The 21,230-nt window shown below is 70.4% G+C and carries 24 protein-coding genes and 1 riboswitch; of the genes, 8 read left to right on the forward strand and 16 right to left on the reverse strand.

All coding sequences use genetic code 11. The features are described 5' to 3' along the window. Positions 1 to 40: 40 nt before the first annotated feature. From B0E52_RS03315 to B0E52_RS03345, 7 genes are all read right to left on the reverse strand, one after another. Complete coding sequence (locus tag B0E52_RS03315) at positions 41 to 1,438, reverse strand: M20/M25/M40 family metallo-hydrolase (protein ID WP_077481744.1); 1,398 nt, start codon at positions 1,436 to 1,438, stop codon at positions 41 to 43. 110 nt (positions 1,439 to 1,548) lie between these two features. Further along, complete coding sequence (locus B0E52_RS03320) at positions 1,549 to 2,706, reverse strand: YncE family protein (protein ID WP_174575535.1); 1,158 nt, start codon at positions 2,704 to 2,706, stop codon at positions 1,549 to 1,551. Positions 2,707 to 2,746: 40 nt separating this feature from the next. Then, positions 2,747 to 3,565, reverse strand: a complete 819-nt coding sequence (locus B0E52_RS03325; RefSeq protein WP_077481748.1) for a creatininase family protein — start codon at positions 3,563 to 3,565, stop codon at positions 2,747 to 2,749. 116 nt (positions 3,566 to 3,681) lie between these two features. Then, entirely contained in the window at positions 3,682 to 4,041 is a 360-nt protein-coding gene (locus tag B0E52_RS03330; RefSeq protein ID WP_077481750.1) for a DUF1304 domain-containing protein, read from the reverse strand. Between the two features lie 42 nt (positions 4,042 to 4,083). Continuing rightward, positions 4,084 to 4,803 carry a 2OG-Fe dioxygenase family protein gene (locus B0E52_RS03335; protein ID WP_077481752.1) on the reverse strand — a complete coding sequence of 240 codons (720 nt, stop codon included), beginning with the start codon at positions 4,801 to 4,803 and terminating at the stop codon, positions 4,084 to 4,086. A gap of 68 nt (positions 4,804 to 4,871) precedes the next feature. Next, positions 4,872 to 5,948 carry a cysteine synthase A gene (locus B0E52_RS03340; RefSeq protein WP_077481754.1) on the reverse strand — a complete coding sequence of 359 codons (1,077 nt, stop codon included), beginning with the start codon at positions 5,946 to 5,948 and terminating at the stop codon, positions 4,872 to 4,874. Positions 5,949 to 6,057: 109 nt separating this feature from the next. After that, on the reverse strand, positions 6,058 to 6,693 hold the full coding sequence (locus B0E52_RS03345) for a peroxiredoxin (protein ID WP_077481756.1): 636 nt from the start codon (positions 6,691 to 6,693) through the stop codon (positions 6,058 to 6,060). A 142-nt stretch (positions 6,694 to 6,835) separates the two neighbouring features. After that, positions 6,836 to 6,948, forward strand: a riboswitch (SAM riboswitch). A 78-nt stretch (positions 6,949 to 7,026) separates the two neighbouring features. Between B0E52_RS03345 and B0E52_RS03350 the strand changes: the two genes are divergently transcribed. The 3 genes from B0E52_RS03350 to B0E52_RS03360 all read left to right on the forward strand — a co-directional run bounded on the left by B0E52_RS03350 (position 7,027) and on the right by B0E52_RS03360 (position 10,435). After that, positions 7,027 to 8,049: a homoserine O-succinyltransferase gene (locus tag B0E52_RS03350; RefSeq protein WP_077481758.1), complete on the forward strand. Its 1,023-nt coding sequence runs from the start codon at positions 7,027 to 7,029 to the stop codon at positions 8,047 to 8,049. A 50-nt stretch (positions 8,050 to 8,099) separates the two neighbouring features. Next, the gene (gene metB, locus B0E52_RS03355) at positions 8,100 to 9,290 is read left to right on the forward strand and encodes a cystathionine gamma-synthase (RefSeq protein ID WP_077481760.1); all 1,191 of its coding nucleotides are present in this window, start codon (positions 8,100 to 8,102) and stop codon (positions 9,288 to 9,290) included. Between the two features lie 110 nt (positions 9,291 to 9,400). Next, positions 9,401 to 10,435: a homoserine dehydrogenase gene (locus B0E52_RS03360; protein ID WP_254426689.1), complete on the forward strand. Its 1,035-nt coding sequence runs from the start codon at positions 9,401 to 9,403 to the stop codon at positions 10,433 to 10,435. A 53-nt stretch (positions 10,436 to 10,488) separates the two neighbouring features. On the opposite strand, the gene B0E52_RS03365 is transcribed toward B0E52_RS03360, so the two are convergent. Continuing rightward, positions 10,489 to 11,136, reverse strand: a complete 648-nt coding sequence (locus B0E52_RS03365) for a glutathione S-transferase family protein (RefSeq protein ID WP_077481763.1) — start codon at positions 11,134 to 11,136, stop codon at positions 10,489 to 10,491. Between the two features lie 159 nt (positions 11,137 to 11,295). On the opposite strand from B0E52_RS03365, the gene B0E52_RS03370 reads away from it, so the two are divergent. Further along, positions 11,296 to 11,865 (forward strand): hypothetical protein, encoded by a 570-nt coding sequence (locus B0E52_RS03370; protein WP_077481765.1) that lies wholly within the window; start codon positions 11,296 to 11,298, stop codon positions 11,863 to 11,865. Positions 11,866 to 11,923: 58 nt separating this feature from the next. Here the strand turns inward: B0E52_RS03370 and B0E52_RS03375 are convergent, their stop codons facing one another. The 4 genes from B0E52_RS03375 to cdd all read right to left on the reverse strand — a co-directional run bounded on the left by B0E52_RS03375 (position 11,924) and on the right by cdd (position 14,943). Beyond that, entirely contained in the window at positions 11,924 to 12,904 is a 981-nt protein-coding gene (locus B0E52_RS03375; protein WP_077481767.1) for a DMT family transporter, read from the reverse strand. Positions 12,905 to 13,016: 112 nt separating this feature from the next. Continuing rightward, the gene (locus B0E52_RS03380; RefSeq protein WP_077481805.1) at positions 13,017 to 13,916 is read right to left on the reverse strand and encodes a 5'-3' exonuclease H3TH domain-containing protein; all 900 of its coding nucleotides are present in this window, start codon (positions 13,914 to 13,916) and stop codon (positions 13,017 to 13,019) included. Beyond that, the gene (locus B0E52_RS03385) at positions 13,913 to 14,482 is read right to left on the reverse strand and encodes a nitroreductase (RefSeq protein WP_077481769.1); all 570 of its coding nucleotides are present in this window, start codon (positions 14,480 to 14,482) and stop codon (positions 13,913 to 13,915) included. Before B0E52_RS03385 ends, B0E52_RS03380 begins: the two co-directional genes overlap by 4 nt. A 50-nt stretch (positions 14,483 to 14,532) precedes the next feature. Continuing rightward, positions 14,533 to 14,943 (reverse strand): cytidine deaminase, encoded by a 411-nt coding sequence (cdd, locus tag B0E52_RS03390; RefSeq protein ID WP_077481771.1) that lies wholly within the window; start codon positions 14,941 to 14,943, stop codon positions 14,533 to 14,535. Positions 14,944 to 15,047: 104 nt separating this feature from the next. Here cdd and B0E52_RS03395 point away from each other — a divergent pair, with 104 nt between their 5' ends. Then, positions 15,048 to 16,148: an NAD(P) transhydrogenase subunit alpha gene (locus B0E52_RS03395; protein WP_077481773.1), complete on the forward strand. Its 1,101-nt coding sequence runs from the start codon at positions 15,048 to 15,050 to the stop codon at positions 16,146 to 16,148. Positions 16,149 to 16,199: 51 nt separating this feature from the next. On the opposite strand, the gene B0E52_RS03400 is transcribed toward B0E52_RS03395, so the two are convergent. The 3 genes from B0E52_RS03400 to B0E52_RS03410 are packed head-to-tail and all read right to left on the reverse strand — an operon-like array spanning position 16,200 to position 17,650. Then, positions 16,200 to 16,676 carry a DUF3106 domain-containing protein gene (locus tag B0E52_RS03400; RefSeq protein ID WP_077481775.1) on the reverse strand — a complete coding sequence of 159 codons (477 nt, stop codon included), beginning with the start codon at positions 16,674 to 16,676 and terminating at the stop codon, positions 16,200 to 16,202. A gap of 3 nt (positions 16,677 to 16,679) precedes the next feature. Beyond that, positions 16,680 to 17,066 (reverse strand): DUF3619 family protein, encoded by a 387-nt coding sequence (locus B0E52_RS03405; protein ID WP_077481777.1) that lies wholly within the window; start codon positions 17,064 to 17,066, stop codon positions 16,680 to 16,682. Continuing rightward, positions 17,063 to 17,650: an RNA polymerase sigma factor gene (locus B0E52_RS03410; protein ID WP_077481779.1), complete on the reverse strand. Its 588-nt coding sequence runs from the start codon at positions 17,648 to 17,650 to the stop codon at positions 17,063 to 17,065. Before B0E52_RS03410 ends, B0E52_RS03405 begins: the two co-directional genes overlap by 4 nt. A gap of 183 nt (positions 17,651 to 17,833) precedes the next feature. On the opposite strand from B0E52_RS03410, the gene B0E52_RS03415 reads away from it, so the two are divergent. Both B0E52_RS03415 and B0E52_RS03420 read left to right on the forward strand, forming a co-directional pair. After that, the gene (locus B0E52_RS03415) at positions 17,834 to 18,136 is read left to right on the forward strand and encodes an NAD(P) transhydrogenase subunit alpha (RefSeq protein WP_077481781.1); all 303 of its coding nucleotides are present in this window, start codon (positions 17,834 to 17,836) and stop codon (positions 18,134 to 18,136) included. After that, positions 18,133 to 19,602, forward strand: a complete 1,470-nt coding sequence (locus B0E52_RS03420; RefSeq protein WP_077481783.1) for an NAD(P)(+) transhydrogenase (Re/Si-specific) subunit beta — start codon at positions 18,133 to 18,135, stop codon at positions 19,600 to 19,602. The genes B0E52_RS03415 and B0E52_RS03420 overlap by 4 nt, the downstream gene beginning before the upstream one ends. A 128-nt stretch (positions 19,603 to 19,730) precedes the next feature. Here the strand turns inward: B0E52_RS03420 and B0E52_RS03425 are convergent, their stop codons facing one another. Further along, entirely contained in the window at positions 19,731 to 20,162 is a 432-nt protein-coding gene (locus tag B0E52_RS03425; RefSeq protein ID WP_077481807.1) for a hypothetical protein, read from the reverse strand. A 223-nt stretch (positions 20,163 to 20,385) separates the two neighbouring features. Between B0E52_RS03425 and sufT the strand changes: the two genes are divergently transcribed. Further along, positions 20,386 to 20,943, forward strand: a complete 558-nt coding sequence (gene sufT / locus B0E52_RS03430; RefSeq protein ID WP_077481785.1) for a putative Fe-S cluster assembly protein SufT — start codon at positions 20,386 to 20,388, stop codon at positions 20,941 to 20,943. Positions 20,944 to 21,230: the final 287 nt, after the last annotated feature.

Below are 21,230 nucleotides of genomic sequence, written 5' to 3' on the forward strand. Positions count from 1 at the left end.
GGCGCGGGAACCCGCCATTATAGCCGCGTGTCCGTTCCGCTCATTTCGCCAGCGTAGTCAGTAGCCGATGCCAGAACTCCAGCCCCGCGGCCACTTCCGTGGCGGGCAGCTTTTCGTTCAAGCCGTGTGCAAACGTGTCGTCGGGCTTGGTGAAGGCGGCATCCACGCCGTAGCAGGGCACGCCGGCGTTGCGGAAATACATGCTGTCGGAGGCGCCGGCGGACATGCCGGGCACGATTTCCACGCCGGGGAAGCGCGCATGCACGGCCGCGCCCACCGCGGCGATCACGTCCGGACGCAGCGGCGAGGTAGGGCTTTCCACCGGCGGCGGGTCCAGCGTGGTGATGGTGGCCGTGGGGTCGTCGACCACCTTGGCCAGCGTCTCGCGCACGCTGGCCACCGAGGTGCCGGGGAAGATGCGGCAGTTCACGTTGACGCTGGCGCCCTGCGGCAGCGCATTGAGCGCATGGCCGCCTTGCAGCATGGTGGCCACGCAGGTGGTGCGGATCTGGCCCACGTAGGCGGGGTCGGCCGAGATCGTGGTGGCCGCCTTTGCATCGTCGGGGTGCTCTGCGAAGCGCGTCATCGCCGCGCCCAGCGGTCCCGGCGTGTGGGCGCCGGTGGCGCGCAGCGAGGCGAGCGTGATCGCGTTGCTCATTGGCGGAAACCGGTAGGCCGCCATCTTGTCGATGGCGCGGGCGAGCCGGTAGATCGCGTTGTCGGGCGTAGGCTCGCTGGAATGTCCACCGGGCGAGCGGAAGGCGATGCGGAAGTCGGCGTAGGTCTTCTCCGCCGCCTGGATCTGGTACACCACGGGCTTGCCGGTGGCCGCGTCGAGCGTGCCGCCACCGGCGTCGGCGTTGAGCAGGAATTCCGCATCGTGGTAGCGCCGGGCCAGTTCGCGCGTGGTCGCCATGTCGGTTTCCTCGTCACCCGACAGCAGCAGGACGATGTCGCGGTCTGGCTTGAAGCCCTCGCGCCTGAGCCGGATCAGGGTTTCCACCATCACCACCACGGCGGTCTTCATGTCGGCGCTGCCGCGGCCGTAGAGGTAGCCGTTTTCCTCGACCAAGGTGAACGGGTCGCGCGTCCAGTCCGCGCGCCTGGCCGCCACCACGTCCATGTGTCCGGACAGGTAGATCGGCTTGCCGTGTCCGGTGCCGCGGTAGCGCGCCACCAAGGCCGCGGTCTCGCCCACCGGGATGATCTCGACATCGTTGGCGGCGAAACCGCCGGCCTTGAGCCGGTCGGCAAGATATGCCGCCAGCGCGGGCACTTGGTGCTGCCCTTGCACGGTGGGCACGCCGATCGCGTGGCGCAGCACGGCCATGGTCTCGGCCAGTTCGCGCGCGGGTGGTGCGTTGTCGGCCTGGGCCACGGTGGTGGTGAAACCCAGGGCGAGCAGGACGGCGAGCGGCCGCAGTAGTGTTGCCTTCATCCTGCGATCTCCCCGTGATGCGCCCGATGGCGCTGCCCCGAGGAGTATGCGCGACGCGCCTGTCGCGTGCATCCGGCGCCGACCCGCGTCGCGGACCGGCGCCGAATCACTCAGCGCATGATGCCGGTATGCCCCAGCGAGTAGCGGCCCGGCTGCGGCCATACCGCCAGGCCGTGCGGCTCCATGCCGACCTTGATCTTGCGCATCTTGCCGGTGCTGGTGTCGATGGCGTAGACCACGTCGTCGAAGCGGCCGGACAGCCACAGCGTCTTGCCGTCGGCGCTGACGTTGCCCATGTCCGGGCTGCCGCCGCCGGGGACCGGCCAGTTGGCGACGACCTTGCGCGTGGCGAAGTCGATCACCGACACGCTGCCCTTGCCGTGGCGCGGCCCGTGGATCTTGTTCGAGCCGCGGTTGGCGACGTAGAGCTTGCTGCCGTCGCGGCTCGGGTAGAGGCCGTGGGTGCCGACGCCGGTCTTGATGAAGCCGACCTTGGTGAAGCTGTCGCCGTCGATCAGGAACACGCCGTCGGCCATCATGTCGGCGACATAGAAGATCTTGCCGTCGGGCGAGACGCGGATGTCCTGCGGCATGCCGTGCTTGTCCAGCTGCAAATAGCCCAGCACCTTGCGGTGGACGATGTCGATCTTCGCCAGCCGGCCGCCGAACTCGCAGGTGAAGATCGCGTAGCGGCCGTCGATCGAGTAATCGGCGTGGTTGATGCCCTTGCAGCCGGGCACCTGCAGGCTGGATTCCAGCGCCATCGTGTGCGGGTTGCGGAAGTCCAGCCGCGCGTGCGCCTCGGCCACCACGATGGCCTGCTTGCCGTCGGGGGTGAAGTACATGTTGTACGGGTCGTCCACCGGGATCGCGGCGCCGGGCTTGCCGGTCCGCGCGTCGATCGGTGTGAGGCTGCCGTCGGTATGGCCTTCGGCGTTGTTGGTCACCCATAGCGTCTTCAGGTCGTACGAGGGCACGACGTGCTGCGGGCTCTGCCCGACCTTGAACGTTTCGACCACCTTGTAGGTCGCCGGATCGATCACGGAAACGCTGTCACCGCGCAGGTTCGGCACGTAGATGCGCGCCAGGTCGCCGGCGACGGCGGGGCTGAGGTGGCCGGCGCCGGCCTCGCTGTACAGGTTGGCGGAATTCACCACCGGCGGCATGCCGGGAACGGTCTGGATGGCCGATGCCGCGGTGGCCGCCAGCGGGACGATGCAGAGGCCTGCGAGCAGGGCGATGCGGGGGAAGCGGTTGCGTGGAGTCATGATCGGCTTCGCTGTGGGTATGGGGAAAGCGAGTGCGGCATTATCGCCCGGTCGTGTCGCGGCGGATCGCCGCGACCGTACGCGCCACGATCGCATCGACGCCGAGCTGGCCCAGCGCCGCGCTGGAACGGCGCGGATCGCCGCCGTAGACGCCGTCGGCGGCGCCGGGCTTCGGCGCGCTTCGCAGGCGCTCCAGCCGCACCATCTGCGGTGCCACCGCCAGCTGCAGCGAGGTGTCGGCCAGGCCCGCGTGGGTGCCGATCTCGTCGTCGCGAATGCCATGCTGGCGCAGGATCTGCGCATAGCCGGTGGAGCTGGCTGCGTAGTACTCCGGCGGCGCGAACGCACGCGCCGGCTTGCCGGTCCATTGCCGGTTGAGCTGGGCCACCACGCGCTGCAAGTCCTTCTGGTAGCCGCCGTGGTCGCCGAGGAACACGATGTTGCGGAAGCCGTGCACGGCGAAGCTGTTCGCGGCCGAGGCCAACAATTGCTCGAACGTGCTGTCCGGGATGGTGATGGTGCCGGGAAAGCGCATGTGCGAGGTGGGCGGGTTGTAGCTGCCCTCCGGCACGTAGGCCACGGTCGGCGCCACCAGTGCGTTGCCCAGATCCTCGGCGATGCGTTCGGCCAGCACGGTGGCGCGGCGGTTGTGCTTGCCTACCGCGATATAGGGGCCGCTCTGCTCGGTGCCGCCGATCGGGATGATGATGGTGGTCTTGCCGGCGTGGATCTGCGCGCGCAGCTCGGTCCAGCTGAGGTCCTGCAGCTGCACGGTGGCGGGCGTCTGCGCAATGGCCGCCTGCGCGATGGCGAACAGCACGGCGAACGCGCAGGCGCGTATCAGGGGCCGGGATGGCATGGAGTTCCTTGCGGCGGACGGGGGCGATCCATCTTACTGTCCGAAGGCGCCGGTGCCGCCGTGGCCGTTTTTCCTGCATACAGGATCGCGGACACCGGCTGCCGCGTTGGCCACGCCTAGCCCAGCAGCACCAGTGCCAAGCCGACGGCGGCGGGCAGCGCCTGGAACCAGAGGATCCTGCGTGCCGCGGTGAGGCCGCCGTAGATGCCGGCGAGCAGCACGCACGCCAGGAAGAAGCACTTCACGTGCAAGGCCTCGGCGCCGGACAGCAGCAGGCTCCAGGCCAGGCCGGCGGCGAGGAAGCCGTTGTACAGGCCCTGGTTCGCGGCCAGCGTTCTCGACTGCTGGGCGAATTCCGCCGTGGTGCCGAAGGTCCGGCGACCCTGCGGCCGCGTCCACAGGAACATCTCCAGGATGAGGAACCAGACGTGCAGCAGCGCGATCAGGCCGATCACGAGGTTGGCGGCGAGGGACATGCGTGGCTCCGGGGCGGTTGCGGCGTCCCAGCGTAGTGCAGCTCAGGCGGCCCTGAACGTCACCACCAGCACGTCGCGGTGCGCGGCCTGCGTCGGGTCCTTCGGCACCACCGGGGTGACGCCGTGGAACACGCGGTGGTCGTCGAGCAGGGCCGCGTCGAAGGCGTGGACGAGGGTGAAGTGGCCCAGCTCGTGGCCGTCGGGTGCGTGGATGGTGGTGGTGCCGCGCTCGATGTTCTCGCGATCGACCAGGAGCACCAGCACGTAGTCCACGCCGTCGCGGTGCACGCCTTCGGGCGTGGGTTCGCCGGCCTCGTCGGCGCGCGCCTCGATGCGGAACTGGTGCACCTCGATGCGCCATGGCCGCACCTCCGGTGCCAGCGCACCGAAGCCGTCGCGGCAGAACGCGAGGATGCGCCGCAGGCTGGCGCCGTCCGCGATCGCCGGCTCGACCGGCTCGAACCAGCGCTCGATGTCGCCTTGCAAGGGGTTGTAGGTGAGGCTCTGGTAATGCGGCTGGTGCGGTTCGCGGCGGATCGTGCCATCGGCCGTGGCGGCGAACACCGCGTGCCGGCGGCGGCGGTGGCGGCCGCGCGCGGCGAGGTAGTCGTCGTCGCCCAGATCGTTCCAGCTCGCGGCGAACGCGGGCCAGTCGGCCAGCGTGGCCGCTTCGAGCAGGCCGCGCATGACCTCGGCGGTGGCGAAGGCGTAGCCGTCGCGGCGCAGGGCGACGCGCAGGTCGGAGGGCGTGGGGGCGTTCATGCGCGCACGCTAGCAGGTCGCGCATGACGCGGCACTGGCTCGCCGGTGGCGCTGCGCGGACGGCGCGTTCAGAGCGCCTTGGCGAACACGCGATGCACGACTTCCGTGCGCGGCGGTTGGGCCGCCGCCTCGGCCGGGAACGCCTGCTCCAGCCACGCCGGCACCGGGATACCCTTGCCGCGCAGGAAGACGGGATTGAACAGCTTGGCCTGGTAGCGCGTGCCGGCGTCGGCCAGCACGGTGACGATGGTGTGGCCCGGGCCCAGCGCGCGGGCGAGCCGGATCGCACCGGCGAGGTTCACCCCGCTGGAGCCGCCCACGCACCAGCCTTCCTCGTGCAGCAGGCGGTGCGCCAGCGGCACGGATTCCTCGTCGGGGATCGACCAGGCGAGGTCGATGGGCGCGCCGTCGAAGTTCGCGGTGACGCGGCTGGAGCCGATGCCCTCGCTGATCGAGCTGCCGCTGGCGGCGAGCTCGCCGGTGCGCACGTAATGGGCCAGCGCCGAGCCGGCCGGGTCGGCCAGCGCGATGCGCACCTGCGGCCGGCGCGCCTTCAGCGCGCGGCCCACGCCGGCCAGGGTGCCGCCGGTGCCGGCGGCGCAGACGAAGCCGTCCAGGTAGCCGCCGGTCTGCTCCCAGATCTCCACGCCGGTGGTGGCCGCGTGCCAGTCGCGGTTGGCGGTGTTATCGAACTGGTTGGCGAACCAGGCGCTGCCGGGCTGCGCGGTGTTCAGCGCCTCGGCGTGGCGGCGCGCATGGTGGGCGTAGTGGTTGGGGTCCTTGTACGGTACCGCGGGTACCAGCCGCACCTCGGCGCCGGTGACGCGCAGCGCGGCGATCTTTTCGGCACTCTGCGTGTCCGGCATGAAGATCACCGTGCGATAGCCGCGGCTGGCGCCGATCAGCGCGAGGCCGATGCCGGTGTTGCCCGCGGTGCCTTCCACGATGGTGCCGCCGGGGGAGAGTTCGCCGCGCCGTTCCGCGTCACGCACCAGGCCCAGCGCGGTGCGATCCTTGATCGAGCCGCCGGGATTCAGGAACTCGGCCTTGGCCAGCACCTCGCAGCCGGTGAGCTCGCTGGCGTGGCGCAGGCGGATCAGCGGGGTGTGGCCCACGCTGGCGGAGAGGTCGGGGCGGATGCTCATGGCGAGGGTTTCATGGGGTTTCGGTGCGTGGATCGATGTAGGTCGGGCTTCAGCCCGACAGCTCCTGCATGTCGGGCTGAAGCCCGACCTACGGCGGGCTGGTGTGCGCTCACGCCGCCGGTGCGGGTACCAGGCGCAGGTAGGGCTTCAGCGTGCGCCAGCCGTCGGGATACAGCTTGCGCGCGTCCTCGTCGGACACCGAGGGCGCGATGATCACGTCGTCGCCCGGCTGCCAGTCCACCGGCGTGGTGAGCTTGCGGCCGTCGGTGAGTTGCAGCGAGTCGAGCACGCGCAGCACCTCGTCCACGTTGCGCCCCGCGCTCGGCGGGTAGGTGAGGATCAGCCGCACCTTCTTCTGCGGGTCGATCACGAACACCGAACGCACGGTGACCTTGGGGTCGGCCTTGGGATGGAACATGCCGTAGAGCTTCGCCACTTCCAGCTCGGGGTCGGCCAGCAGCGGATAGTTGATCTCCGCGCCGCCCACGTCGGCCACGTCCTTCGCCCAGCCGTGGTGGTCGGCCACGGTGTCCACCGACAGGCCGATCAGTTTCGTCTTGCGCGCGTCGAACTCCGCCTTGCGGCTGGCGAACGCGCCCAGCTCGGTGGTGCACACCGGGGTGAAGTCCTTCGGGTGCGAGAAGAACACCACCCAGTGGTCGCCCGCGTAGTCGTGGAAGCGCACCGTGCCGGTGGTGGAGTCGAGGGTGAAGTCGGGGGCAGTGTCGCCCAGTTGCAGGCTCATGGATGTGCTCCTTTGCGAACGGTTCGGCCAGCCTGCGCCGGCCTCGGTTTCGCCGGCAAATACATATCACGAATATGCATATAAGCGTCCAGACGTTTAGACGTCTATTGACAGCTTTGAGGGGTGCCGGCAATATCGCCCCTACTCATCGAGACCGGCTGAGGGACAGGCCCTTTGAAGCCGGGGCAACCTGCGGAATGTTCCGCGACGGTGCCAACTCCTGCGGCGGCGCCCCGGCGCCCCGGCAGATGGGCGGCTTGCGCAGGCGGCTTCGGGCCGTACGCGCGGGGCTCCTCTCCGGCATCCGCAGGGCGATGCCGAACGGAGAGACGCATGAGCCAGCTGCCCGAAACCCGCACTGCATGCACCGCCGAGGTGATCGAGCTCCCGGCTGCGCCGCGCGCGCGCAACGGGCTGGCCGACCAGCGCAGCACGCGACGACTCGCGCTCTCCCCGAAGTACGGCAGCGGCCCGCGCGAGCTCGACGTGCGCTATCTCTGGAGCGGCGCGCCGGATGCGCCCACCGTGATCGTGCAGGGCGGCATCTCCGCCGATCGCGACGTCACTACCCCCGCAGGCGCCACGTCGGGCTGGTGGCAGGCGCTGGTGGCCGCGGGCGCGGCGATCGACCTCGAGCGCTACCGCGTGCTGGCGATCGACTGGCTGGTCCCGGCCGAACTCGGCGTGAGCACCATTTCCAGCGAGGACCAGGCCGACGCGCTGGTCGCCTTGCTCGACGCGCTGGGCATCGCCCGCGCGCACGCCTTCGTGGGTTCGTCCTACGGCGCGATGGTGGCGCTGGCCTTCGCCGCGCGGCATCCGCAGCGGGCGGAACGGCTGGTGCTGCTGTGCGGCGCGCATCGCGCGCACCCGCTGTCCACCGCGCAGCGCAGCGTGCAGCGCGGCATCGTGCGGCTGGGCCAGCAGAGCGGCCAGCTCGACGAGGCGCTGGCGCTGGCGCGCCAGTTGGCGATGACCACCTACCGCGGCAGCGCCGAGTTCGGCCGCCGCTTCGCCGGCGAGCCGGAGTGGCGCGGCGACCGTTTCCACTTCCCGGTCGAGGACTACCTCGAACACCAGGGTCGGCGTTTCGTGGAGCGCTTCGACGCGGAGCGTTTCCTCGCGCTGTCCGAATCCATCGACCTGCACGACGTGGCGCCCGAGCAGGTGCCGCTGCCGGCCACGCTGATCGGCTTTCCGTCCGACCGGCTGGTGCCGCTGGCCGACCTCTGCGAACTGCAGCGCCGCCTGCGCGGCCCGGCCACGCTGGAAGTGGTGGAGTCGCCCTACGGCCACGACGCCTTCCTCAAGGAGCCGGAACAACTCGCGCCGCTGCTGCGCGAAGCCCTGCGGTAACAAGACACGACAACGACGCACAACCACGCATTGGATTTCGGGAGTACCCCATGAGCGAGACCACGTCCCCCAGCACCCGCGCGGTGCGCGCCGGCATCGAGAGCGACACCCAGCACGGCGCGGTGGTGCCGCCGCTGCACCTGTCGACCAACTACAGCTTCGAGGGTTTCGGCAGGAAGCGCCCCTACGACTACTCGCGCAGCGGCAACCCCACGCGCGACCTGCTTGCGAATGCGCTGGCCGAGCTGGAGCAGGGCGTGGGCGCGGTGGTGACGGCCAGCGGCATGGCCGCGGTGGCGCTGGCGCTGGAACTGGTGCCCGCAGGCGCCACCGTGCTGGCCGCGCACGACTGCTACGGCGGCACCTGGCGCATCCTTGACGCGTGGGCGAAGAAGGGCCGCTTCGCGGTGCAGTTCGCCGACCTCACCGATCCCGCCGCGCTGGCCGCCGGCCTCGCCGCCAAGCCCGCGCTGGTGTGGGTGGAAACACCGTCCAACCCGTTGCTGCGCATCACCGACATCCGCCACGTGGCGCAGGCCGCGCATGCGGTGGGCGCGCTGGTGGTGGTGGACAACACCTTCCTCTCGCCCGCGCTGCAGCAGCCGCTGGCGCTGGGTGCCGACGTGGTGGTGCATTCGACGACGAAGTACATCAACGGCCACAGCGATGTGGTGGGCGGCGCCGTAGTGGCGCGCGACCCGGCCGTGGCCGAGCAGATCAAGTGGTGGGGCAACTGCAACGGCCTCACCGGTGCGCCATTCGACAGCTTCCTCACCCTGCGCGGCCTGCGCACGCTCAACGTGCGCCTGCGTCAGCACCAGGAAAATGCCGAGCGCATCGCCGCGCATCTGGACGGCCACGCCGCCGTGCGCAAGGTCTGGTATCCCGGCCTCGCGTCCAATCCGCACCACGCGCTGGCCGCGCGCCAGCAGCAGGGTTTCGGCGCGATGCTCAGCTTCGAGCTGGACGGCGACGAGGCGCAGATCGCCGCCTTCGTCGATGGCCTGGAGTACTTCTCGCTGGCCGAATCGCTGGGTGGCGTGGAAAGCCTGATCGCGCATCCCGCCACCATGACCCACGCCGCGATGGCGCCGGAGGCGCGTCGCCAGGCCGGCATCGCCGACACCTTGCTGCGCGTGTCGGTGGGCATCGAAGACGGCGACGACCTGCTGCGCGACCTCGACGCCGCGCTGGCGCGCGCGGTGGTCGCGGGCGAATCCAAACGCCGGGTGAGCGCATGAGTGCGGTGCTGGCCGATGTAGGTGCGGCCGCAGGAGCGGCTGTAGGAGCGGCTTCAGCCGCGACCTCGCCGCGGGGAATCGCGGCTGAAGCCGCTCCTGCGACAACGGCGGTGCCTTCCGTCGCCATCGCGCTGCTGGGCACCGGCGTTGTCGGCGGCGCCTTCCTCAAGCTGCTGAATACTCCGGCCGCCGCCGCGCTGAGGCTGGTGGGTGCGGCGAATTCGCGCCGCCAGCAGACCGATCCCGCGAAGCTCGCCGAGCGCAACCTGCGCGAGCGGCTCAAGGACAGCGGTGCGCCGCGCGACGACGCGGCCCTGCTCGCCGCGCTCGACGCCAGCGGCGCGGCGGCGAAGGTGATCGTGGACGCCACCGCCAGTGCCGCGCTGGCCGTGCGCCACGCCGAATGGCTGGCCCGTGGTTACCACGTGGTCACCGCGAACAAGGCGCTGGCCGGCGGCGAACTGTCGGGTTGGCGTGCGCTGCAGGCCGCGCAGGCGCAGGGCGCGCGCTACGGCGACTCCGCCACCGTGGGCGCCGGCCTGCCGGTGCTCTCCACCTTGCGCCGGCTGCGCCATTGCGGCGACGCGCTGCTCACGCTGGAAGGCGTGTTCTCCGGGTCGCTGTCCTACCTCTTCAACAGCTACGACGGCAGTCGCCCGTTCTCCGCGCTGCTGCGCGAGGCGCGCGAGCTGGGCTACACCGAGCCCGATCCGCGTGCCGATCTCTCCGGCGACGACGTGGCGCGCAAGCTGCTGATCATCGCCCGCAACGCCGGCTTCTCGCTGGGCTGCGACGAGGTGCAGGTGGAGGGCCTGGTGCCCGAGCCGCTGCGCGCGCTGGACACCGAAACCTTCCTCGCCCGCCTTGAAGAACTCGACGAGCCGCTCGCCGCCCGTCACGCCGAGGCGAAGTCGCGCGGCCATGTGCTGCGCTTCCTCGCCCGCCTCAACCAGCGCGGCCACGCCCGCGTGGGCCTGGCCGAGGTGCCCGCGAACCACCCCGCCGCGCGCCTCTACGGCACCGACAACCAGTTCGCGCTCACCACCACCCGTTACCACACCCAGCCGCTGGTGATCCAGGGGCCGGGCGCGGGGCCGGAAGTCACCGCGCAGGCGCTGCTGGGCGACGTGCTGGCGTTGGGCTGAAGGCTTTTGTAGGAGCGCACGCCCCGGACTTGATCCGGGGGGCGCTCCTACGGTTACGCCTTCGGCACATATTGCAGATACGGCTCCGCCTCGCGCAGCGCACGGGCGAAGGACGGCCGCGCCATCAGCCGCTGCCGATAGGCGGCGAGCTGCGGGAAGCCGTCCAGCGGCTCGGCCCAGTCGGCATAGAACAGCGGCGGCGCGGCCGCGCAGTCGGCCATGCTGAATGTGTCGCCCGTCGCCCAGGTGCGTCCGCCCATCGCCTGTTCAAGCAAGGCATAGGCCGTGCGCAGCTGCGTGCGCGCCTGCGCCACGCCGATGGTGTCGTGGCCATCCGCGGGCCGCAGGCGGTCGGTGATGACCTTCTGCGTGGGCACGTGGAGGTACAGGTCGAAGAAGCGGTCGCGCTCGCGCACTTCCAGCGCGGCTTGCGGGTCGGCAGGCAGCAGCGCCGTGCGGCCGGGATAGTGCTGCGCCAGGTACTCGATGATGATGCTGGACTCCGGCACGGTGCGGTCGCGTGCCTCATCGCGCAGTACCGGGAAGCGCAGGATCGGCCATACCTTGCGGAAGTCCTCGCGCGAGGCCTCGTCGTCCAGCCGCACCAGGCGCGGCTCGAACGGCGTGTCGTTCTCGTACAGCGCGATCAGCACCTTGTGGCAAAACGAGGACAGTGGGTGCATGTAGAGCAGCAGGCTCATGGCGAGATCCTTGTGCGGTTGAGGCGAGGCCACGCGGCTGGCCTTTCGTTGCAGCGACGAATGGGTCGGCGGATTATCGACAAGGATGGTTGCTTGCCGCCGGATTCGGCTGGCTGCTAGCGTCCGCTGCGTCCCCTCCCCCAACGCAAAGGAACACGCATGAATTCGGCAAGCCCCGAAGTCCTGGAAGTGCGTCTGGCCCGGCTGGAGCGCTCGTTGCGGCGCGCCCGCTGGAGCATGCTCGGCCTGCTGCTGCTCGTGGTGGCGCTGTTCCTCGCCTGGTACGGCGTGGGCGGCATCACGCAACGCGAGATACGGGTGCACCGCCTCTATGCGGTGGACGATGCCGGCATGGTGCGCGTACGGATCGGCGAGGATCCCGCCGGCGGCCACCGGATGAGTCGCGCGTCGGGTGTCGTCGTCTACGACGCTACCGGCCTCGAACGCGGCGGCATGGCCACCATGGACAACGGTCGCGTGGTGATAGGCCTGGATGCGCCGAGCACGCCGAAGGGCACGGCGCGCGATCGCGTCGGCCTGATGGTCGACGGCAAGGGCAACACGATGTTCATGCTGCTCGATGCCCAGGCTGTGCCGGTGGTGATGGCCAAGGGCGGCGACAAGGGCGGCACGCTGCAGGTTTCCGCGTTGACCCCGGACGGCAAGCAGCTGCAGGTGCGCACGCTGGGTGTGGACGGAGACAAGCAATCAACCGAGGACACGGACTGATAGTCGGCGGTCAGTCCGCCCGGCGGTTTCGCGCGCCTGCCGTGGCGCGAAACCGCCTTCAGCCTGCCATGCGGCCGCCATCCGCCGCGGTCACCGGCAGCGGCACGGGTTTCACGCGCACGGCCAGCACCACGCCGGCCACCAGCAGCGCGATGCCCAGCAGGGCGGATGGTGCCGGCATCGTGTGGCGCAGGATGAAGGCGTAACCCAGCGCGGCGAGCGTCTCGAACACGATCAGTTGCCCGGCCAGCGCAGTGGGCAGGCGCTGGCTGGCCTCGTTCCAGCACAGCGTGCCCAGCCACGAGGCGAACAGGCCGATCGCCGCCATCAGGCCCACGAACAACGCGGGATGCGGCCCCAACGGCATAGTGAACGCGCTGCCGCCGATCTTCATCGCACCCCACAGCACGGCATAACCGAGCGCGGCCAGCGGCAGCGTGGCCACACCTTGTGCAGTGGCCCAGGCGCGCGGGTTGCGGTCGGGGTGATGGCGCAGCCAGTCGGCATTGCGCAGCGGGTACCAGGTCCAGCAGGCTACGGCACCGCAGGCGAACAAGGCGCCGGAGACGTAGCGCGCCAGGCCGCCGTGTGCATGGCGCAGCGCGGCCAGCTCGGCATGGTTCACGCTGGCGATGCCGGCGACGATCAGCAGCAGTGGCGGGGCCAGCCGCCGCCATGGCAGCCGGCCGTCGCGCCGGCCGTTGCGCAGGTTGGCCGTGATGGCGATGACCACCGGCAAGGTGCCGACGATCATCGTGGGCAGCGGCGCGCCGGCGCGCTGCACGGCGCTGGCGAGGCACAGGTAGTACAGCAGGTTGCCCACCGCGACGAGCTTGAGCGCCTCGATCCAGTCGGCACGGTCGAGCCGGCGCAATGCGTCGCGGTGCAGCCACGCAATCGGCAGCGCGATCAGGCCGAAGGCGAGGTAGCGACCTACCGACTGCAGTGCCGGCGGGTAGTTCGGCAGCAGCAAGGGGGCGACGAAGACCATGCCCCACATCAGGCCGGCCGCGAGTGCGTAGAGGGTTCCCGTCAACATGCGCGCAGCATGACGGGCCGCGGGGCGATTGTCTTCAAGCGGATGGCTGCGGGCGTTGACAGCGGGTGTGTCGACCAAGCGCAGGTTTTGCTTGTCGGTGGTCGGTGCGGCCTTACCCGATCAGCGTCTTGAGCCGCGTCCGCGTCAGCGGACCGAACCTCAGGCGTTCGCACAGCGCATCCAGCGCGCCTGCATCACCACGCGCGCGCTGCAGCGCATCGGCACCCTCGGGCACGGGCGCATCCAGCGCAATGCGGGTAAGCCGCCGGTAGAGCAGCGCCTGTTCGCCATGCTCGCGCAGTTTCGCGGCGCAGCTGGCGGCGCCGCGCAGGCGCAGGAAGGGGACTTCGTCGACGCGTTCGAGCAGCGCTTCGAGGTTGCCGAAATGGCTGAGCAGGGCGGCGGCGGTCTTGGCGCCGATGCCGGGCACGCCGGGGATGTTGTCCACCGCGTCGCCGCACAGGGCGAGGTAGTCGGCGACCTGGTGTGGGTGCACGCCCAGCTTCTCGTGCACGCCGGCGGGCCCCCAGCGCAGGTTGCGGGCGTAGTCCCACTGTTCGTCGCGTTCGCCCAGCAGCTGGCCGAAGTCCTTGTCGGCGGAGACGATCACGCCCGGCACGCCGTGGGCGCGCAGGTTCCACAGCGCGCTGCCGATCAGGTCGTCGGCTTCGTACTGGTGGTCGATCATCACCGGTATGCCGAGCGCCGCGGTCACTTCGCGACACAGCACGAACTGGCGCTCGAGGTCGGGCGGCGGCAGCTCGCGGTTCGCCTTGTAGGGCGGATAGATCGCGTTGCGGAATGAGCTGGTGAGCGAGGCGTCGAAGGCCACCGCCAGCCGTTCCGGGCGCACCTTTTCCAGCAGCTCGCACAGGAAGCGGGTGTAGCCGTGCACGGCGTTGGCGGGATGGCCCTCGGCGTCGTGGAACTCGTCCGGCATCGAGTGCCAGGCGCGGAACACGTACAGGCTGCCGTCGACCAGGTGGGCGGCATCGCGCCGCGCGGCGTTCACGGCGACCACGTGCTGAGCAGTTCGTCCAGCGCGGGGCGATCGCGATCGGGCACCTCGACTTGCGGCGTGCCGAGGTGCACGAAGGCGACCACGTGCTCGTTCGCGGCGAGGCCGAGGATGGCGGCAACGTCGGGGTCGTAGGCGGCCCAGCCGGTGAGCCACTGCGCGCCGTAGCCCAGCGCGTACGCACCGAGCAGCAGGTTGTAGGCCACGTTGCCGGCGCACAGGCGCTGCTCGATTTCGGGCACGGTGCTGGCGGCTTCGAGCCGCGCGACCACCGCGATCACCAGCGGCGCGAAGGTGTAGCGCAGGCGCTCCTTCTCGCGCTTGGCCTCGGACAGTTCCGGCTGCTTGCGGATCGCGAGTTCCGCCAGCTGCTCGCCGAAGCGCAGCTTGGCTTCGCCGGCGAGGCGGACCAGCCGGAACGGCACCAGCTTGCCGTGGTCGGGCACGCGGATCGCGGCGGTCAACAGCTCGCGCAGCGTGGCCTCGTCGGGCGCGGGCGCGCCGAGCTGGCGCGAGGGGACGGAGTGGCGCTGCAGCAGCAGCTCAAGCGGGGCGGCCATGGCGGGATCGCATGCGGAAAGCCGCATGGTAACCCGCAGGCCGCGAGGCATCAGCGCGGCGGCAGGGCGAAAGCACCGGGCAGCAGCGCCGCCACACTGGTCTGCGCGGTGTCTCCGCGCAGGTTGGCGAGCAGCACCGGCATGTCGCCGCCGCACAGCTCGTACATCACCTGGCGGCAGGCGCCGCAGGGGCTGACCGGCCCGTCGCAGTCGGCGATCACCGCGATGGCGGCGAAGTCGCCCGGCTTGCAGCCGGCCGCGATGGCGGCGAACAGCGCGGTGCGTTCGGCGCAGTTGCACAAGCCGTAGGCGGCGTTCTCGACGTTGCAGCCGGCGAAGCGGCGGCCGTCGCGGGCCAGCACCAAGGCGCCCACGGCAAAGCCGGAGTACGGGGCGTGGGCCTGTTCGCGCGCCGTGCGCGCCAGCGTCAGCAGTTCGTCGTGCGGGGTGGATACGGGCATCGTGTTCTCCGTGTGCCGGTGGGTCAGGTTAGCGCGCGCGAGTGGAGCGTCCAAGCCGGCGCAAACATGGCAAGATGCGGCGATCTTCCACGAGGGGACGCGCGATGCCGATCACTGTGGCCGCCCTGCGAGAGACCGCTGCCGGCGAACGCCGCGTGGCGATCACGCCCGAGATGGCGAAGAAGCTCCACGGCAAGGGTTTGCGCGTGCTGCTGGAACGCGGCGCGGGCGCGGCGGCGGGTTTCCCCGACGAGGCGTATGCGGAGGCGGATTTCGCCGCGGCGGCCGAGGTGCTGACGCAGGCCGACCTGTTCGCCTGCGTGCTGCCGCCGGACGACGCGGTGTTCGCGCAGTTGCGCGAGGGCGCGGTGGTGCTGGGCCAGCTGCGTCCGTTTGGCGCCACGGCACGCATCGCGGCGCTGGCCGCGCGCAAGCTGACCGCGTTCGCGCTGGAGCTGTTGCCGCGCACCACCCGTGCGCAGGCGATGGACGTGTTGAGCTCGCAGGCAGCGGTGGCCGGCTACCGCGCGATGCTGATCGCCGCCGAGGCCTGCCCCAAGTTCTTCCCGATGCTGACCACCGCGGCGGGCACGATCCGCCCGTCCAAGGTGCTGGTGATCGGCGCCGGCGTGGCTGGCCTGCAGGCGATCGCCACCGCGCGCCGGCTGGGCGCGCAGACCGAGGGCTACGACGTGCGCCCGGAAACGCGCGAACAGGTGGAATCGCTGGGCGCGAAGTTCCTCGACCTCGGCGTCAGTGCCGCCGGCAGCGGCGGCTACGCGCGCGAACTGTCGGTCGAGGAGCGCGCGGCGCAGCAGCAGGCGCTCGCCGAGCGCCTCGCGGCCTTCGACGTGGTGGTGAGCACGGCCGCGGTGCCGGGCCGTCCCGCGCCGAAGATCCTCACCGCCGCGATGGTCGCCGGCATGAAGCCGAGTGCGTTGATCGTGGACCTGGCCGCCGAGAGCGGCGGCAACTGCGAGCTGACCCGGCCCGGCGAGCGCGTGGAGCAGGGTGGCGTCACGATCCTGGGGCCGCTCAACCTGCCGGCCGGCGCGCCGCTGCATGCCTCGGAGATGTACGCGCGCAACGTGCTGAACTTCGCCGAGCTGCTGCTGAAGGACGGCGCGCTGGCGCCGGATTTCGACGACGAACTGGTGGCGAAGAGTTGCCTGGTGCGCGCCGGCGAGGTGCTGTTCAAGGCCTGATCGCGACGGCGCTTCGTATCGGCGGCGAGCCGGTGTCCGCGCTGGCGCCGGTCAGTGCCCCGGGCCGTGGTGCAGCCACTGCAGCCGCTGGGCCGGCGGCATCGCGTGCCATTGCCGCATCAGCTGGGCGCGTCGCTCGGGCGGCAGTTGCTGGAAGCGCTTGTAGGCCGCGTGCAGCTGTTCGCGCTGCCCGGGCGGCAGCTGGCGGAACAGGCGCTGGTTCTCGCGTGCCTGCTGGCGTTCGGCCGGCGTCATCTGCTGCCAGTGCGCGATGCGCTCGCGGATCTGCTCGCGCTTGGCCGGCGGCAGGCTCACCCACTTGTCGCTTTTCTCCAGCATGTGCTGCTGCCGGCGTGGCGGCATGCGGTTCCATTCCTGCGCCAGCGGCGCCAGCACGTCGCGCTGGGCCGGCGTGAGGCTGTTCCAGGCGACGGGTGGTGCCTCCTGCGCCTGCAGGGCGGGCGCGACGAGGCCACCGAGCAAGGCGGCGAGGATGAGCGGCAACAGCGGGCGGATGGACAAGGTCATGGTTCAGTGGGTGGCCGGCTGGCTGTCGTTGGCGGCCAGCCAGCCGTAGAAGTCGAGGTTCTGGTACAGGTTGGGATCGGCCTGCTCGGGGTCGGGCGGCAGCGCGTTGTCGTTTTCGCCGGCGGTCGCGGCGGCGGTGATCGGGGCCGTGGCGACCGGGCGCGGAGCGGACGGCCACACCAGCAGGGCAGCCAGCGCGATCGCCGCGCAGGCGCCGGACGGCACCAGCCAGCGCGCGAGATGGTGCGGCGGGTGCGCCTGCTGCGTGGCGGCCAGCGCCTCGCGGCGCGCGGCGCGCAGGCGGCCGGCGGTGGCGGGGTCGATGCGTCGCGCGGCCTCGTGGTAGAGCTCGCGGGCGCGTTGTTCGAATTGCCTGTCTGACGTGTTCATCGCCAGTCCTCCAGTTGCTCGCGCAGCTTCTGCATGGCGCGCGACAGATGCGTTTTCACGCTGCCTTCGGAGCAGCCCATGGCCTGCGCGGTCTCGGCCACGTCCAGACCTTCCAGCATGCGCAGCATGAAGGCCTCGCGCTGGCGCTGCGGCAATCCGCGCAGCGCGGCGCTGAGGTCGCCCCAGGACTGCGCGTCCTGCAGCCGGTCCAGTGGACCCGGGCCGTGGTCGGCCGGTTCCCAGCTGGGCAGCTCGTCGCCCTCGTCGTCGCGGCCGCCGCCCAGCCAGCCCACCACGATCGAGCGCACCTTGCGGCGGCGCTGAAGGTCGACGATGCGCCGGCGCAGGATGCCCCAGAACAGCGGCGCCCATTCGCCGGCCGGCTTGTCGCGGTAGTGCTTGACCAGCCGCAGCATGGCGTCCTGCACCGCGTCCATCGCGTCCTCGCGCTGGCGCAGGTTCAGTTCGGCCACGCGGAACGCGCGCCGCTCCACCTGCGCCAGGAAGGCGTCGAGGGTGGCCGGGGTCTCCTGCGCGGTCGCGGCCAGCAGTTCGGCATCGAGTGTGCCGGCGAGGCTGTTCATGGCCGCCTCGTCCGCATCGTCGGGAGATGCATGCCTGGGCTCCATCGGTTCGACACCCGTGCTCAACGCCGGAGCCTCGCGCGGGTTGACCGGCCGGGCACCGCGCCGCCTGCGCGGGGGTGAATCAGGGCATGCCTTGTACCGTATGATGCGGTGGACATGGCTGCGAGGCGGGGGAAGCACATGCTCGACGGGTTCCTGGCGCTGTACATCTTCATGCTGGCCGCGTTCACCGGCCACGAAATCATCGCGCGGGTGCCGGTGATCCTGCACACCCCGCTGATGTCCGGTTCCAACTTCGTTCACGGCATCGTGCTGGTGGGCGCCATGATAGCGCTGGGGCATGCCACCACGCCGTTCGAGACCAGCCTGGGCTTCCTGGCCGTGCTGCTGGGCGCGGGCAACGCCGCCGGCGGCTACGTGGTCACCGAGCGCATGCTGGAGATGTTCAAACCCAGCGCCGGCAAGCCGGGAGGCAAGGCATGAGCTGGCTGCCCACCCTGGTCAAGGCCTGCTATTTCCTCGCCGCGCTGCTGTTCATCCTGGGCCTGAAACGCATGAGTTCGCCGCGCACCGCGCGCGGCGGCATCGTGTGGGCGGGCGTGGGCATGCTGCTGGCGGTGCTGGCCACCTTCGCGCTGCCGGACTTGCACCACCGCGGGCTGATCCTCGCCGCGGTGCTGATCGGCGTGGCCGCGGCCTGGTGGAGCGGCCGCCGCGTGGCGATGACCGCGATGCCGCAGATGGTGGCGCTGTACAACGGCATGGGCGGCGGCGCGGCGGCCGGCATCGGCGCGGTGGAGCTGGTGGCCCATGTGCGTCGTGCCGTCATCGCCGTGCCCGACACGTCGCCGCTGCGCCCGGAGGCCTGGGCGCTGGATGCGCTGCATCAGGTGCCCGCGGTGGCGCCGCTGTCGGCGGTGGCGCTGGTGCTGGGCGTGCTGGGCGCGCTGATCGGCGCGGTGAGCTTCTCCGGCTCGCTGGTCGCGTTCGCCAAGCTGCAAGGCTGGATGGACAGGCGTTTCGTGTTCCCCGGCCAGCGCATCGTGAACCTGCTGGTGCTGCTGCTGGCACTGGTGCATGGCGCGATGCTGGCCAGCGGCGACCTCGCGCTGCCGGTGATCGTGGCGTTCTTCGTGTTCGCGCTGCTGTTCGGCCTGCTGATGACGCTGCCTATCGGCGGCGCCGACATGCCGGTGGTGATCTCGCTGTACAACGCCTTCACCGGCCTCGCGGTGGCGTTCGAGGGCTACGTGCTGGGCAACGAGGCGATGATCATCGCCGGCATGGTGGTCGGCGCGGCCGGTACCTTGCTGACCCAGCTGATGGCCAAGGCGATGAACCGCTCGCTGGGCAACGTGCTGTTCGGCAGCTTCGGCGCGGCGGCGGGCGGCGCGGCGCAGGAAATTTCCGGCGCGCAGAAACCCATTGAGGCCGCCGACGCCGCGGTGATGATGGCCTATGCCGAGCGCGTGGCGATCGTGCCGGGCTACGGCATGGCAGTGGCGCAGGCGCAGCACAAGGTGTGGGAATTCGCCAAGCTGCTGATCGAGCGCGGCGTGAAGGTGAAGTTCGCGATCCACCCGGTCGCCGGACGCATGCCCGGCCACATGAACGTGCTCTTGGCCGAGGCGGGCGTGCCCTACGACTTGATCGAGGACATGGACGACATCAACCCCGAGTTCCCCAACATCGACGTGGTGCTGGTGATCGGCGCGAACGACGTGGTGAACCCGGTGGCGAAGACCGATCCCGCCTCGCCGATCTACGGCATGCCGATCCTCGACGTGGCCGCGGCGAAGCATGTCATCGTGGTCAAGCGCGGCAAGGGCACCGGCTTCGCCGGCATCGAGAACGCGCTGTTCTACGCCGACAACACCCGCATGCTGTACGGCGACGGCCAGGCCGCGGCGGGTCAGCTGGTCAGCGAGCTGAAGGCGCTCGACACCTGAAGAGTGCGGCCATGGATGGCCGCCCATTTGATCCTGCGATCATGGATGATCGCAAAAGCTTGAGCAGTGCGGCCAGGGATGGCCGCCCGTTTGACTCTCGCGATCAGGGACGATCGCAAAGGTAAAGCTCAGCGCCGCGGCGCGGGCCGCCGCCAGGCCAACCACGCCGCCAGCAGCGCGCCAGCCACGTACCAGGCCACGTCGACCGGGCGCAGGCCCAGTCGCGCCAGCGCCAGCAGCATGCCGGTACCGGCCGTGCGCAACGCGTCGGTGAGGCTGAGGCCGAAATTGCCGGCAAGCTGGATCGCGGCCATCAGCACGTTGAAGTACAGCGCCGCCAGCAAAGTGGCGAACGCTGCCAGCCCTGCCGCGCCGGCGCCGGGTCGGCGGATCCAGTGGCGGATCGCCCATGCCAGCACCACGCCCGCCACCAGCGCCAGCCAAGGCGCGGCTTGGCGCAGGTACATGGCGGCCACCATCCACGTCGCGCCCACGGCCAGGCCCATCATCGCCGCGCAGAACAGCGCGAAAACGTACAGCGGAATGTCGCGCGGCTTCATGGCACGGAGCGGAAGGCGGAGGGGCTGGGCATGCGTCAGTCCGATGGGCAAAGCGCCGATCATAGCCGGTCGCCGCGGTCGGTCGGCGCCATGCGCGGGCATGCCGCGGCTTGCAATTCACGACGTCGGCCTGATCTGGAGCAGGTGGTCTGCGTTGCAGCGCGGCATAATAGACAGCCGGGTGCCCAGCGGCGCCCACCCTAGACGACGGATTGGCGGTGGCATGAGCGGTTTCAGTCTGAGCAGCGAACCCTTCACCCTGTTGCGCGACTGCGATGCGGTGATGGTGCCGCAAGGTGAAACGGTGCGCCTTCCTGCCGGCCAGATCGGCTACATCACCCAGGCGCTGGGCGGCAGTTTCACCGTGTACGTGGACGGCAACCTGTTCCGCATCGCCGGCGACGACGCCGAGGCGCTGGGCAAGGAGAAGCCGGCGCCGATCGAGGTGCCGGCGGACGCCACCGACGCCGACGTGGAGAAGCTGGCCTGGGACCAGCTGCGCACCGTGTTCGACCCGGAGATCCCGGTGAACGTGGTCGAGCTGGGCCTGGTCTACGACCTCAGCCTGGAGCAGCGCGAGGACGGCCAGCGCAAGGTCTACGTCAAGCTCACGCTCACCGCGCCCGGCTGCGGCATGGGCGACATCCTGGTGGACGACGCCCGCACCAAGCTGGAGATGATCCCCACCATCGCCGAGGCCGACATCGACCTCGTGTTCGACCCGCCGTGGAACCACTCGATGATGTCGGATGCGGCGAAGCTGGAAACGGGGATGCTTTGACGGTTTTCTCCCTCTCCCCTGCGGGGAGAGGGTTGGGGTGAGGGGCCAATGTTGCGAGGTGGGAAGTTGGAGCGCGCTTCAAAAATTGCACTCTGACCCCTGATTTGCTCTGAATTTTCATGGTGGCGGTATGTTATGCCAGACGAGGGAACCGGCCCGCTAGGGAAACTCTGATTTTGCCCCGTGGTCGAAGCTCGACCTGAGGACGGATGTTACGCGATGACGCCGAAGCAGATGAGCCTGTCGATGGAGCACGACGCCGGTTTCGAACGGCACCGCAAGGCGAC

The organism is Rhodanobacter sp. C06 (genome assembly GCF_002001105.1).
Classification (GTDB): Bacteria; Pseudomonadota; Gammaproteobacteria; order Xanthomonadales; family Rhodanobacteraceae; genus Rhodanobacter_A.